Source organism: Maribellus sp. YY47, from assembly GCF_023111095.1.
Lineage (GTDB): Bacteria > Bacteroidota > Bacteroidia > Bacteroidales > Prolixibacteraceae > Draconibacterium.
The window spans coordinates 1-14,014 of the sequence record NZ_JALGYW010000004.1 but is presented as its reverse complement, the minus strand read 5'-3'; the positions used below and the strand labels follow the sequence as shown (position 1 = coordinate 14,014).

General features: G+C 44.0%; 12 protein-coding genes. All 12 read left to right on the top strand.

Features of this window, described 5'->3' with window-relative positions; all coding sequences use genetic code 11:
* Positions 1-315: 315 nt before the first annotated feature.
* The 12 genes from MR764_RS04080 to nifJ all read left to right on the top strand — a co-directional run bounded on the left by MR764_RS04080 (position 316) and on the right by nifJ (position 13,879).
* Positions 316-912 (top strand): NAD(P)H-dependent oxidoreductase, encoded by a 597-nt coding sequence (locus tag MR764_RS04080; protein WP_247978119.1) that lies wholly within the window; start codon positions 316-318, stop codon positions 910-912.
* Positions 905-2,818, top strand: coding sequence for a monovalent cation:proton antiporter-2 (CPA2) family protein (locus MR764_RS04075; RefSeq protein ID WP_247978118.1), 1,914 nt, complete (start codon positions 905-907; stop codon positions 2,816-2,818). Before MR764_RS04080 ends, MR764_RS04075 begins: the two co-directional genes overlap by 8 nt.
* A gap of 107 nt (positions 2,819-2,925) precedes the next feature.
* A complete protein-coding gene (locus MR764_RS04070; RefSeq protein ID WP_247978117.1) occupies positions 2,926-3,345 on the top strand; it encodes a SoxR reducing system RseC family protein in 420 nt (139 codons plus the stop codon).
* A gap of 3 nt (positions 3,346-3,348) precedes the next feature.
* Positions 3,349-4,209, top strand: a complete 861-nt coding sequence (locus MR764_RS04065; protein WP_247978116.1) for a Fe-S cluster domain-containing protein — start codon at positions 3,349-3,351, stop codon at positions 4,207-4,209.
* A 10-nt stretch (positions 4,210-4,219) separates the two neighbouring features.
* Positions 4,220-5,551 (top strand): electron transport complex subunit RsxC, encoded by a 1,332-nt coding sequence (gene rsxC, locus MR764_RS04060; RefSeq protein ID WP_247978115.1) that lies wholly within the window; start codon positions 4,220-4,222, stop codon positions 5,549-5,551.
* A gap of 173 nt (positions 5,552-5,724) precedes the next feature.
* The gene (locus MR764_RS04055) at positions 5,725-6,702 is read left to right on the top strand and encodes an RnfABCDGE type electron transport complex subunit D (protein ID WP_247978114.1); all 978 of its coding nucleotides are present in this window, start codon (positions 5,725-5,727) and stop codon (positions 6,700-6,702) included.
* Position 6,703: 1 nt separating this feature from the next.
* Entirely contained in the window at positions 6,704-7,291 is a 588-nt protein-coding gene (locus tag MR764_RS04050; protein WP_247978113.1) for an RnfABCDGE type electron transport complex subunit G, read from the top strand.
* A 31-nt stretch (positions 7,292-7,322) separates the two neighbouring features.
* Positions 7,323-7,715 carry a four helix bundle protein gene (locus MR764_RS04045; protein WP_247978112.1) on the top strand — a complete coding sequence of 131 codons (393 nt, stop codon included), beginning with the start codon at positions 7,323-7,325 and terminating at the stop codon, positions 7,713-7,715.
* 79 nt (positions 7,716-7,794) lie between these two features.
* Positions 7,795-8,379 (top strand): electron transport complex subunit E, encoded by a 585-nt coding sequence (locus MR764_RS04040; RefSeq protein WP_247978111.1) that lies wholly within the window; start codon positions 7,795-7,797, stop codon positions 8,377-8,379.
* Between the two features lie 9 nt (positions 8,380-8,388).
* Positions 8,389-8,961 (top strand): electron transport complex subunit RsxA, encoded by a 573-nt coding sequence (gene rsxA, locus MR764_RS04035; protein ID WP_247978110.1) that lies wholly within the window; start codon positions 8,389-8,391, stop codon positions 8,959-8,961.
* A gap of 199 nt (positions 8,962-9,160) precedes the next feature.
* Complete coding sequence (locus MR764_RS04030; RefSeq protein WP_247978109.1) at positions 9,161-10,273, top strand: AAA family ATPase; 1,113 nt, start codon at positions 9,161-9,163, stop codon at positions 10,271-10,273.
* A 42-nt stretch (positions 10,274-10,315) separates the two neighbouring features.
* A complete protein-coding gene (gene nifJ, locus MR764_RS04025; RefSeq protein WP_247978108.1) occupies positions 10,316-13,879 on the top strand; it encodes a pyruvate:ferredoxin (flavodoxin) oxidoreductase in 3,564 nt (1,187 codons plus the stop codon).
* Positions 13,880-14,014: the final 135 nt, after the last annotated feature.

Below are 14,014 nucleotides of genomic sequence, written 5' to 3'. Positions count from 1 at the left end.
AGTTTTATTATGAATTTGGACCGGGCATCAAAAACAATGCATTATTTTCACAAGGATTGATCTCTGCGGCATTTTAAAAGTAGCTAATATGTTTCACTTACCTTCCCGCAAGGAAGAGTTTTTCACACAATAAATTATGTTATTTAACCGATTTGAGTTATAAAGCCTAACATATGCTACCGTTTTTCGATTGGCCATTCTTACAAAAAACATGCAAGCTTTTTCAATTTTTCTTCTTGAAGGCATTTCTAAAATGATTATTTTACTCCATAATAGCAGCACAATACGAACAACGCGAAATATCCGCCGACAAATATGAAGAAGATATTGATTTTATTTGCCCACCCTGCCTTTCATAAATCGATGATCAACAGCGCATTGATTGGTGCGGTGCGGGGACTCGAAAATGTAACGATCAACGAACTGTACGAAAATTACCCCGATTTCTTTATCGACGTCGAAAAAGAAAAAAAGCTGCTGGTGGAACACGACATCATCGTATGGCACCATCCTTTTTACTGGTACAGCGCTCCGGCCATTTTAAAAGAGTGGATGGACCTGGTCCTCCAACATGGTTTTGCCTACGGGAGAACCGGGCGTGCCTTACAAGGGAAATGGGTCCTGTCGGCCGTGTCGACGGGTGGGCGGCAGGAAGTGTACACCGAAACCGGGAGTCATCATTACTCTGTAAACGAATTCCTGATCCCGTTCAAACAATCGGCAACGCTGTGCAGAATGCGATACCTGCCCCCTTTTGTAACACATGGCGCGCACACCATCACGCCAGCTGAGCTAAACAAACAAGCTGCCCGTTACCTAGAAGCAATCACGGGACTGAGAGACGAAAAGTATCCTGAAAAGGATTTTGAAAACGTAGAATATTTCAACCACTTAACAACATCAAATGCATAATCAGGATTTTTTCACACAGGCACTCATTTACCTGGGAGCGGCAGTTATTTCGGTTCCGCTGGCCAAAAAACTCGGACTGGGTTCTGTTTTGGGTTATTTGCTGGCAGGAATCCTTATCGGGCCGTTTGTGTTGGGACTTATCGGTAACGATGCCGACGATGTAATGCATTTTGCCGAGTTTGGTGTGGTATTGATGCTGTTTATAATCGGCCTGGAACTGGAACCATCCCTTTTGTGGAAAATGCGAAAATCCATTTTTGGGCTTGGCGGACTGCAGGTTCTGATTACCGCAGGAGTTATTACCGTTATTTCGCTGGCATTCAACTTTCAAATCAACCGCGCTATTGCCATCGGGCTGATCTTTGCTTTATCTTCCACTGCAATTGTGCTTCAAACTTTGTCGGAAAAAGGATTAATGCGAAACATTGCCGGAAAATCTGCTTTCTCGGTTCTACTGTTTCAGGATATGGCAGTTATCCCCATTCTAGCGCTTTTACCTCTTATTGCCACTTTGGGGCAACCGGCCGCTTTGTCTGACTCGAGCCTGAGCAAAATTGGAGGAATGGCACAACTCCCCGGCTGGCTGCAGCTTTTAATCATTATCGGCGCCATTGCTGCATTGGTGGTTGTGGGGCGTTTTATGGCGCGTTATGTTTTCCGGTTAATTGCAGAAACAGGCTTACACGAAGTGTTCGTTGCCCTATCCTTGCTGATGGTCATCGGGATCGCGCTTGGCATGGACAAAATCGGTCTTTCCCCCGCGTTGGGAACTTTTATTGCCGGTGTGGTTTTGGCCGACAGCGAATACCGCCACGAACTCGAGATTACGATTGATCCGTTTAAAGGGCTGCTTCTTGGCTTATTCTTTATCTCGGTTGGCGCGAGTATAAATTTTAACTTACTCGTCGAAAATCCGGGAACAGTTGTCTTTTTTGTCATTTTGCTGATCGTCGTAAAATTCATAGTTCTGTTGATTTTGGGACGCATTTTCAGATTGAGAAAAGGTTTTGAGTTTCTGTTTGCCTTTTTACTCGCACAGTCCAGCGAATTCAGTTTTGTTTTGATTTCCTTTTCGAAACAAAACCAGTTGTTCGACGAAAAAACCGCTTCCATGCTATTGTTAATCGTCACACTTTCGATGGCCATCTCGCCTTTACTGCTGATTTTTAACGACAAAGCGGTAAGTCCGATTTTGGCACGCCGTCAAAATAAACCGGAATACGACGAAGTCGACGAACAGGAAAGCCCGGTTATACTTGCCGGGTTTGGCCGTTTCGGATTGGTGATTGGTCGTATTCTGCTGGCTAACAACATAAAAGTTACCATTCTCGACAACAACCCAAGTAATGTTGAAGTGCTGCGGAAATATGGGTTCAAGCTCTATTTCGGAGATGTAACCCGGTCACAAATGCTAGAAAAGGCGGGAATTCAAAATGCCCGCATGTTGATACTCAGTATGGCCGAGCACGACGATGCATTAAAAGTGGCCAAATATGTGCGGGAGAAATATCCGAAGGTGAAAATTCTGGCGCGGGCAAAAGACATTTTTCACACCTTCGAGTTTTACAACTTAAATGTTCGTATCGTTCAGCGTGAAACCTTTGATTCGGCCAACGAACTGGGAGCAAAAGCCTTGGTTGAGCTTGGTTTTAACCGCTACGAAGCTTACCGAATATCACGCACATTCAAACATCACGAAGACCAGATCACCGACGAATTGTACGAACACTGGCTCGAAGACCACAACCGTTTTATCAGAGAAAGCAGACGATTCTCGGAACAGGTCTCCGATACGCTTCAGGCAGAAAAGAACTATCTGATACACGAATCGGAATGCGCCTGGGATATTAATTCCATAAAAGAAGAAGAACTTTCAAATTCAAAAATGGAAGGTACAGAAAACTAAATTTAGACTATTTCTAAATTTCTGAGATTTCAGAAAAATTAATTTTTTGTCACTTGTAGATTCAAACCAATGCATACATTTGCAATCTCTAAATAGCAAAATTTAAAGTGACGACTACAGATATTCGACATAAAGGTTTTGTAAAAGCAGTGAACAACAGCTCGTTAATTGTCACCATCATTAACCAGTCGGCTTGTTCTTCCTGCCATGCTCAGGGAGCCTGCACTGTAGCCGACTACCAGGACAAGGAAATTGAAATCACTGATTACAAGGGTGATTACAAAGTCGGACAGGAAGTCACCATTCTCTTTAAGGAATCAAAAGGTTTTGCAGCGCTGCTCTGGGGGTACATCGTTCCCTTCCTCTTCGTAATGTTGACATTGATCGTTATGCAATCGGTTACCGGTAATGAATTACAATCGGGGCTGATTTCGCTGGCAATTCTGATTCCATACTATATAACATTATATTTTTTTAGGCATCTATTAAAAAAAATATTCAAATTCGAACTTGAAGAAACTGATTAACAAATGAGTATCACTGTTGTATATACCATTGTCACACTTGTTGTAATCGGTGGAGCTGCGGCTGTCATCCTTTACTTTGTGGCACAAAAATTCAAGGTTTTTGAAGATCCGCGTATCGACGATGTAGAAGGGGCGCTTCCGGGAGCCAACTGCGGAGGATGTGGTTTTGCAGGCTGCAGGGCTTTTGCCGAAGCTTGTGTGAAGGCCAGCGAACTGGGCGACTTGAACTGTCCGGTTGGAGGAAACGAAACCATGGGACAAGTAGCCTCTATTCTGGGGCTGGAAGCCGTTAAGAAAGATCCGCGTGTGGCTTTTATCCGCTGTAACGGAACCTGCGACAACCGTCCAAAAACCAGTCAATTCGACGGCGCAACAACCTGTGCCATCGCATCGTCGGTATACAGTGGCGAAACCGATTGCCAGTATGGCTGTCTGGGCTACGGCGATTGTGTGGATGCCTGCGACTTCGATGCCATCGACCTGCGCGCCGGCATGGGCGTTCCGCTCATCCTCGACGACAAATGTGTGGCCTGCGGAGCATGCGTGGATGCCTGTCCGAAAAACCTGATCGAACTGCGCAAGAAAATGCCAAAAGACCGGAAAGTAGTGGTGGCCTGTCGTAACCAGGACAAAGGCGCTGCTGCGAAAAAGGCTTGTAGCGTTGCCTGTATCGGTTGCAGCAAATGCTTCAAAGAGTGTCCGTTTGATGCCATCACCATGGAAAACAACCTGGCATTTATCGACTCCGACAAATGTAAACTGTGTCGCAAATGTGTGGCAGTTTGCCCAACCAATGCAATTATCGAGCTGAACTTTCCTCCGCGAAAAGTGAAACCCGAAGTAGAAGTTGAAACCAATAGCTAAATAATTAAGGATGTTAAAAACGTTCAAAATAGGCGGAGTACATCCTCCCGAAAATAAATTGTCGAAAGACCGGAAAATCGAAGTTCTTTCGATTCCGTCGGCGGTATTTATTCCGGTGGCACAGCACATCGGAGCACCGGCAACACCGGTTGTGAAAAAAGGCGACAAAGTAAAAGTGGGACAGATCATTGCACAAAGCAGTAGCTTTGTTTCCACCAACATTCATTCTTCCGTTTCAGGAACAGTTAAAAAAATAGATTTCTCGGCTGACAGCTCGGGTTATCCCAAACAAGGAATTTTTATCGATGTGGAAAGCGACGAGTGGATGGAAGACATCGACCGTTCAGAAACACTGGTAAGTGAAATTTCGCTTGATGGCGCTGAAATCGTCAGGAAAATTCAGGATTCCGGTATTGTAGGTTTAGGTGGCGCCACCTTTCCTACCCACGTAAAACTGGTTCCTCCAAAGGGAATGAAAGCCGAAGTACTGCTGATCAATGGCGTGGAGTGTGAGCCTTATCTTACTTCCGATCATCGCTTAATGCTGGAAAAGGCCGATGAAATTATGGTGGGTATCCAATTGCTGATGAAGGCCATGAATGTGGACAAAGCGGTAATCGGAATCGAAAACAACAAACCTGACGCGATTGAGCTCCTTTCCGAAAAATGCAAGTCAGTTGCCGGAATAAGTGTTGTTGCGCTGAAAGTTCAATACCCCCAGGGAGGTGAGAAACAGCTGATCAATGCCGTTACCGGTCGCGAAGTTCCGTCAGGTGCACTACCAATTGCAGTTGGCGCTGTAGTAAGCAATGTGGGTACTGCTTTTGCCGTTTACGAAGCAGTACAAAAAAATAAACCGCTGTTTGAACGCGTAGTTACCATTACTGGTAAAGGCGTTTCACAACCCTCCAACTTTTTGGTTAGGATTGGAACGGCTACTTCAGAATTGGTGGAAGCAGCAGGCGGATTACCTGAAAACACAGGAAAAATCATCAGCGGCGGACCAATGATGGGACGCGCCATCAGCTCACTGGATGTTCCGGTAACAAAAGGAACTTCGGGCATACTGCTGATGAAACAAGAAGAATCGAAACGGGAAGAAATCATCGCCTGTATTCGTTGTTCCCGTTGTGTTTCGGTTTGTCCGATGGGCCTGGAACCTTTCCTTTTGATGACTTTGGGAGAAAAACAAATTTTTGACCGCGCCGAAAAAGAAAAGGTTATGGACTGTATCGAATGTGGCTCGTGCAGCTACACCTGTCCTTCCAACCGGCCACTGCTCGACTACATCCGTTTTGGAAAAGGGAAAGTGGGTCAAATCATTCGTTCAAGAAAAAAATAAATGCCTCCCCGAACCCCTCCCAAGGAGGGGAAATAGAGGCCAGTTTAAAATATTATTCTGAAATAATAAACAAAAATGTCTAAAGTTACAGAAGAAATGATTTTCGCACAGAAGAACATCGCGACAAGAATCTTTGAACTTTAAACTTTGAACTATAAACAATAAACTGCATAATGAGTAAATTATTAACAGTTTCGCCTTCGCCGCACGTACATTCGAGCGACTCGACACAAAAAATCATGTACCGGGTGATCTACGCCATGATTCCGGCGTTGGCCTGGTCAGTATTTATGTTCGGGGTTGATGCTCTGCGCGTAACACTGATTGCGGTTGCAGCCTGTGTGGCTTTCGAATACCTTATTCAAAAATACCTGATGAAAGTTACACCTTCGGTTACCGATGGATCGGCAATTATTACAGGTATATTACTGGCCTTTAACGTTCCGTCGAGCCTTCCGTGGTGGATCATTCTTATTGGTGCGCTGGCATCGATGGGAATTGGTAAACTTTCGTTTGGGGGCCTGGGAAGCAACATTTTTAACCCGGCTTTGGTAGGTCGTGTGTTTTTGTTGTTGTCGTTCCCGGTTCAAATGACTTCGTGGCCAGGGATAAAACTGGCATCGGTTGATGCAGTATCTGCTGCAACGCCTCTGGCATTGATTAAAGAAAGTGTAAAAAACGGAGTTCCGATCTCGAAAATACAGGGACTACCCGACCTCACTGATATGGCACTTGGTATGAATGCCGGTTCGCTGGGAGAAGTATCGGCGTTCTTGCTGGTTTTAGGTGGAATTTATATGATCTGGAAAAAGGTAATTACCTGGCATATTCCTGTATCAATTCTGGCCACAGTATTGGTATTCTCCGGAATCTTCTGGATGATCAATCCTGAAATGTACGTTAATCCGGTTTACCACATTATGGCAGGGGGATTAATGTTAGGTGCTGTTTTTATGGCAACCGATATGGTGACTTCACCCATGAATCCGAAAGCACAGATCATTTACGGAATTGGAATTGGGCTGATCACCATCAACATTCGTATGTTTGGTGCCTACCCCGAAGGTATCTCATTTGCGATTCTGATTATGAATGCTGTAACCCCGCTACTCAACTATTACATTAAACCCAAACGATTCGGAGGACAATAAGATGGCAAAGAAAGAATCGACTTTTACAAATATGGTAGTAACCCTGGTTTTAGTAACCGGAATTGCTGCCGCTGCACTGGGTTATGTGTACGACTTTACCAAAGCGCCTATCGAAGCAGCAAAAATTAAAGCACAAACAGAAGCGATCACCCAGGTTCTTCCTGAATTTGACGAACTGGGGACCAGTTATAAAGTTTTGACCGAAGCCGGTGGAGACAGTATCCAATTGTTCCCTGCATTCAAGGGAGGCGAACTTGTAGGAACAGCCATCAGCACTTATACCAGACTTGGATTCAGCGGTAACATTTCAATTATGGTCGGTATCGACAAGGATGGAAATATTTCAGGTTACTCGGTCCTTGATCATGCAGAGACTCCGGGACTAGGATCAAAAATGGATACCTGGTTTAGAAATCCGGACCCTGCAAAGACAAAGCAGAACGTAATTGGGAAAAACCCGGAGACCACAAATCTCACGGTAACAAAAGATGGTGGCGACATTGACGCAATCACCGCTTCAACCATCTCTTCACGTGCTTTCCTCGACGCTATACGCAGAGGATACACCGCTTACGAACAGAAAAAATAGTTCAGAGTTCAGAGTTTAAAGTTCAAAGAAAATGGCAACGTTTAATCAATTTGAAGATATCATCGCCTGGCAAAAAGCCAGAGAGCTTTGTAAACTCATTAACGTTTACACGGGTTACGATGCTTTTTCAAAAGACTTTAAACTGGTGAATCAAATAAAAGGTTCGTCGGGTTCAGCCATGGATAATATTGCAGAAGGATTTGAAAGAGGTGGGAATAAAGAGTTTGTTCAATTTCTGTTCATCTCTAAAGGTTCTGTCGGAGAAGTTCGTTCTCAACTTTATCGTGCTCTGGACAACAAATATATTAATCAGGAAGAGTTCCAAAAGGCATACGATTTAGCCGATGAAGTCGGAAAATTGGACCGAGGCTTAATCAGTCATTTAAAGGAAAGCGAACTGAAAGGCGAAAAATATAAAAAGTAAATAAGTATAAGTTTAGTAGATTTAGTTGATAAGAGGAATAACTCGAAACACTGAACACTAAACTCTAAACTAAGGAAATATGAATCAGTGGAAAAATTTTTCGAAAGGATTTATAAAAGAAAACCCGGTATTTGTATTGGTACTCGGGATGTGTCCTACTCTGGGGGTTACTTCTTCAGCCATAAATGGTTTGGGAATGGGCCTGGCCACCACCTTTGTTTTGATGATGTCGAACATCGCCATTTCGCTTGTAAAAGGTGTTATTCCTGACAAAGTAAGGATTCCTGCTTTCATTGTAATCATTGCCGCTTTTGTTACGGTTGTTCAGTTACTGATGCAGGCCTTTGTTCCTGCCCTGTACAAAAGTCTTGGGTTATTCATCCCCCTGATCGTTGTGAACTGTATCGTACTGGGTCGTGCCGAAGCTTTTGCATCGAAAAACAATCCCCTCTCATCGGCACTCGACGGACTGGGAATTGGATTGGGATTCAGCTTTGCACTGGTACTGCTTGGAAGTATCAGGGAAGTTCTCGGAAGCGGCAAAATCTTCAACCTGACATTGTACTCTGAAAATTTTGTAACACTTCTTTTTGTACTGGCACCGGGTGCCTTTATCGTACTGGGCTATTTAATTGCCATCATCAACCGAATGAAAAAGAACTAGGAGGGAAAAATGAATTATTTAGTAATTGCAATAAGCGCCATATTAGTCAACAACATTGTACTAATGAAATTTTTGGGAATTTGCCCGTTTCTGGGGGTTTCCAAACGTATCTCTACCGCCGTCGGAATGACAGGTGCAGTAGCATTTGTAATGGTTTTGGCAACCATCGTTACGTACCTCGTTCAAAATTATGTTTTGAACAAATTCGGCCTGGCTTATCTGCAAACCATTGCATTTATCCTGATAATTGCAGCACTGGTTCAGCTGGTTGAAATTATTCTGAAAAAGGTAAGCCCTCCACTTTACCAGGCTCTGGGTATTTTTCTTCCGTTAATCACCACTAACTGTGCGATTTTGGGTGTTGCGATTTTGACCATACAAAAAGAATTTAACCTGGTGGAAGGGGTGATTTACGCCGTTTCAAATGCTATTGGTTTTGGACTCGCGCTGATCCTTTTTGCAGGTATTCGCGAACACCTCGACTTACAAAATGTTCCGAAGGGATTAAAAGGAACTCCAATTGCCTTAATTACAGCGGGTATCCTGGCAATGGCGTTTATGGGATTCTCGGGTTTGGTGTAAGTTTAACTGTACATTAATAAGCAAAATAAAAGAGCGAACTGCTCATTATCAACTTCAGTAAATGACAAATTTTTGCTATTTTTGCTATGTATAGATAGCAATTTTAGCAACCTCATAAAAAGCAAATACCTTGGAATTTTTTCAGCAGATACATAAATCTTTGCTCGTCAGTCAGAAAGAAACCATCAAACGGGAACTGATGGACAATATAGACTGGAGCCACCGCTTAATCTGTATCAAAGGATTCAGAGGAGTTGGAAAAACAACCTTTCTGCTGGACTATATCCGTAAGTATCATTTCGACAGTAACGATGTTCTGTACCTGAACCTCAACAATTTCTATTTCACCAAAAGAAAAATCAGTTCGTTTGCTGATGAATTTGCCAAAAGGGGTGGAAAAATACTGGTACTCGATCAAATTCAGAAATACCCCGACTGGTCGGAAGATCTTAGAAAATGTATGGATGAAATTCCTGAAATTCAGATCATCTTTTCATCTTCGCCTGTATTAAGAATTACTGAAGGAAACCCGGATTTGGAAGGACTTGCAAAGATTTATCACCTGGAAGGACTTTCATTCAGAGAATACCTGAATCACCAAACCGGCAAGAATTTTAAAGTATATCGTTTCGAAGACATATTGGCCAATCATGTAGCCATCGCTCAGGAAATAGTAGGGGAAATTCGCCCGCTGGCCTATTTCGACGACTATCTGAAAACCGGATATTTCCCGTATTACATGGATGATCCGAATTTCTATACTGACCGCTTGCTCAAAAACATAAATTTTGCCTTGGAAATTGATGTACCGTACATCAACCAAATCGAATTCAAATACTTGTCGAAGCTAAGAAAATTGCTTCTTTTACTGGCCTCGGAAACACCGTTTACACCGAATGTAAGTAAACTGGCCGGATCGATTGAGACCTCGCGTGCAACGGTAATGAATTACCTGAAATACCTCAAAAACGCAAGGCTGATCAATCTTCTATACGCCAACGGCGGTGGAGACGAAGATCAAATGAAAAAACCGGACAAAGTATACATGCACAATACCAACCTGCTGCATGCGATTGCGCCCGATAATACCGACAACCTGACCATGCGCCAGACCTTCTTTTACAACCAGGTAGGTTATAAAAGAACACTGTCGAAATCGCCGGTCGCCGATTTCTGTGTCGACGGTAAATATCCGTTTAATGTGGGAGGTAGAAAACTGCAAGCAGAAGGTGATGTTTATGCGGCGTCTGATGTCATTGAAATCGGACAGGGCAAAAAAATTCCATTATGGCTTTTCGGATTTTTATACTAAGAAAAAAATCAAGCAACTAATAAATTAAAAACGCAAATAAAAATGGCAAAACAAAAAAAATTCATTACATGTGACGGAAACTACGCTGCGGCGCATATGAGTTACATGTTCAGTGAAGTTGCCTGTATCTATCCTATTACACCGTCTTCAACTATGGCTGAGTATGTGGATGAATGGGCTGCTTTTGGTAAGAAAAACATGTTCGGACGCCCGGTACGTTTGGCAGAAATGCAAAGTGAAGCAGGTGCAGCAGGCGCTGTTCACGGAGCATTGCAATCAGGAGCATTAACATCAACTTATACTGCTTCTCAGGGATTGTTATTAATGATTCCTAACATGTATAAAATTGCAGGCGAGCTTCTTCCAACCGTATTCCACGTAAGTGCACGTGCTCTTGCAGGTCATGCTTTGTCGATCTTTGGTGACCACAGCGACGTTTACGCTGCACGCCAGACCGGTTTTGCTATGCTTGCTGCCGGTTCTGTTCAGGAAGAAATGGACCTTGCAGGTGTTGCTCACCTGGCTACCCTGAAATCAAGAGTTCCTTTCCTGGCTTTCTTCGACGGTTTCCGCACATCACACGAAATCCAGAAGATCGAAGCCATTGAAATGGAAGACATGCTTCCGCTGGTAGATATGGAAGCGATACAGGCATTCCGCGACAGAGCGTTGAATCCTGAACATCCTGTAACCCGCGGTACAGCTCAAAACCCCGATATTTTCTTCCAGGCAAAAGAATCTGCCAACAAATTTTACGATGCAGTTCCTGATATTGTAGCCGACTACATGGATCAGGTAGGCAAAATTACCGGTCGCAGCTATCGTCCGTTCGACTATTACGGAGCGCCGGATGCTGAAAACATCATTATTGCAATGGGTTCGGCTACCGAAACCATCAAAGAAACCATCGATTACCTGGCTGCCCAGGGTAAAAAAGTAGGTTTGATTTCGGTTCACCTGTTCCGTCCATTCTCAGCAAAACACTTTGTTGAAGCACTTCCTTCAACAGTTAAAAGAATTGCTGTTCTCGATCGTGCAAAAGAACCGGGAGCTGCCGGAGAACCATTGTACCTCGATATCCGCTCTCATTTCTACGGAAAAGAAAATGCGCCGCTTATCGTTGGTGGCCGTTATGGTTTGGGATCAAAAGATACTACTCCTGCTCAGATTCTTTCGGTTTACGAAAACCTTGAAATGAATGAGCCGAAAAATGCATTTACCATCGGTATTGTTGACGACGTAACTTTTACATCGCTCCCGATGAAAGAAGAGATCAACATGACTCCGGAAGGAACTTACCAGGCTAAATTCTACGGTTTGGGTTCTGACGGAACGGTTGGTGCCAACAAAAACTCGATCAAAATTATCGGTAGTGCAACTGACAAAATGTGTCAGGGTTACTTCCAGTACGACTCAAAAAAATCGGGTGGTTTTACCTGTTCTCACCTGCGTTTTGGCGACAAACCTATTCGCTCGACTTACCTGGTAACCACTCCCGACTTTGTTGCCTGTCACGTTCCTGCCTACATTCATCTGTACGATGTATTGAAAGGTTTGAAAAAAGGAGGTTCTTTCCTTTTGAACTCGATCTGGGACGAAGAAGAAACAAAAAATCAGTTGCCTGACAGTATGAAAAAATACATGGCAACAAACGATATCAGCTTCTACATCATCAACGGTACCAAACTGGGTGAAGAACTTGGATTGGGAACCCGTACCAACACCATCATGCAATCGGCATTCTTCAAAATTACTGAAGTAATTCCTTATGAAATGGCGGTGGAACAAATGAAAAAAGCCATTGTAAAATCATACGGTAAAAAAGGCGAGAACATTGTAAACATGAACTACGCTGCAGTTGACGCCGGTGGTAAAAATGTGGTAAAAGTAGAAGTACCGGCCGAATGGAAAAACATCGTACTGAAAGGCGACGATGAAGAATCAGCACGTCCTTCATACATCCGCAAAGTTGTTGACGTAATCAACGGCCAGCGTGGTGACGATCTTCCTGTTTCAACTTTTGTTGGATCGGAAGACGGACAATTTCCGCTCGGAACAGCTGCTTACGAAAAACGCGGTATCGCTGTTAACGTACCTGAATGGCAGGCCGACAACTGTATCCAGTGTAACCAGTGTGCGTACGTTTGTCCTCACGCTGCTATTCGTCCGTTCCTGATGGATGAAGCAGAAGTGGACGCAGCACCAGCCGGAACTGAAGTAAAAACTGCCACTCCTTCAAAAATGTTTGGCGGATTGAATTTCCGTATCCAGGTATCGCCACTCGACTGTACAGGTTGCGGTAACTGTGCCGATGTTTGTCCTTCAAAAGAAAAAGCACTTGTTATGAAGCCGCTTGGAACACAGCAGGCTGAAATAGAGCGCTGGAACTACATGGACAGCAAAGTAACGGTGAAAGAAACCGTGGTTGACAAAACCAAATCGGTTAAAAACTCACAGTTCGCTCAGCCATTGTTCGAGTTCTCGGGAGCTTGTGCAGGTTGTGGTGAAACTCCATACATTAAACTGATCACTCAGTTGTACGGCGAGCGCATGATGGTTGCCAACGCTACCGGATGTTCTTCTATCTACGGTGGTTCGGCTCCTTCAACTCCATACTGTAAACACAAACAATCGGGTCACGGTCCGGCATGGGCAAACTCACTGTTCGAAGACAACGCCGAATACGGTTTTGGTTTTGCTGAAGGTGTTTCTGCACAACGCAACCGTATCGAAGACATCATGACCACTGCCCTTTCGAACGGTGCATCAGAAGCTGAAAAAGAAGCTTTTGCTGAATGGATCGCTCAAAAGAATGACGGTGAAGGTTCAATTGTTGCATCCAATAAAGTATTGGAAGTAATCAAAAACAGCGATAGCAAATACGCAGCTGAAATCAAAAGCCTGAAACAATACCTGGTGAAAAAATCAATCTGGGTATTCGGTGGTGACGGTTGGGCATACGACATCGGTTACGGTGGTCTCGACCACGTAATGGCCAGCGGCGAAGATGTAAACGTACTGGTAATGGATACCGAAGTGTATTCAAACACCGGTGGTCAGTCATCAAAATCTACTCCGGTAGGTGCCGTTGCTAAATTTGCTGCAGCCGGTAAACGTGTTCGCAAAAAAGATTTGGGCGCCATGATGATGAGCTATGGTTATGTTTACGTGGCACAGGTGGCCATGGGCGCTAACCAGTCGCAGTACTTCAAAGCGCTGCGCGAAGCTGAAGCATATCCGGGTCCGTCAATTATCATTGCTTACGCTCCTTGTATCAACCACGGTCTGCGCGCGAGCATGGGTCGTACTCAGGAAGAAGAGAAAAAAGCAGTGGAATCAGGATACTGGCACTTGTACCGCTACAACCCGCTGTTGGAAGCCGAAGGTAAAAACCCGTTCCAGTTGGATTCAAAAGAACCTGAATGGACTAAATTCCAGGAGTTCCTGAATGGCGAGGTACGTTACACTTCACTCAAGAAATCGTTCCCGGCCGTTGCCGACGAACTGTTTGTTGCAGCCGAAGACAACGCAAAATGGCGTTACGCATCGTACAAACGATTGGCAGCCATGGACTTCTCGAAGCCAGAAGCTGAAGTAGAGGCATAAAAAAAACCTTGACTAGTCCTAAATAAGCGTTACAGATTATTGGACTAAGTTAATAGATTCACAGACCGTTTCAAAGCTAGCTTTGAAACGGTCTGTTCTTTTATAGCTTTTAATTTTAATGGTATCTTGTTTGTG

Bases quoted from the DNA above. Each gene is read 5' to 3' on its own strand.
- MR764_RS04080 (WP_247978119.1), top strand. From the start codon at position 316: ATGAAGAAGATATTGATTTTATTTGCCCACCCTGCCTTTCATAAATCG.
- MR764_RS04075 (WP_247978118.1), top strand. From the start codon at position 905: ATGCATAATCAGGATTTTTTCACACAGGCACTCATTTACCTGGGAGCG.
- MR764_RS04065 (WP_247978116.1), top strand. From the start codon at position 3,349: ATGAGTATCACTGTTGTATATACCATTGTCACACTTGTTGTAATCGGT.
- rsxC (WP_247978115.1), top strand. From the start codon at position 4,220: ATGTTAAAAACGTTCAAAATAGGCGGAGTACATCCTCCCGAAAATAAA.
- MR764_RS04055 (WP_247978114.1), top strand. From the start codon at position 5,725: ATGAGTAAATTATTAACAGTTTCGCCTTCGCCGCACGTACATTCGAGC.
- MR764_RS04050 (WP_247978113.1), top strand. From the start codon at position 6,704: ATGGCAAAGAAAGAATCGACTTTTACAAATATGGTAGTAACCCTGGTT.
- MR764_RS04045 (WP_247978112.1), top strand. From the start codon at position 7,323: ATGGCAACGTTTAATCAATTTGAAGATATCATCGCCTGGCAAAAAGCC.
- MR764_RS04040 (WP_247978111.1), top strand. From the start codon at position 7,795: ATGAATCAGTGGAAAAATTTTTCGAAAGGATTTATAAAAGAAAACCCG.
- rsxA (WP_247978110.1), top strand. From the start codon at position 8,389: ATGAATTATTTAGTAATTGCAATAAGCGCCATATTAGTCAACAACATT.
- MR764_RS04030 (WP_247978109.1), top strand. From the start codon at position 9,161: ATGGACAATATAGACTGGAGCCACCGCTTAATCTGTATCAAAGGATTC.
- nifJ (WP_247978108.1), top strand. From the start codon at position 10,316: ATGGCAAAACAAAAAAAATTCATTACATGTGACGGAAACTACGCTGCG.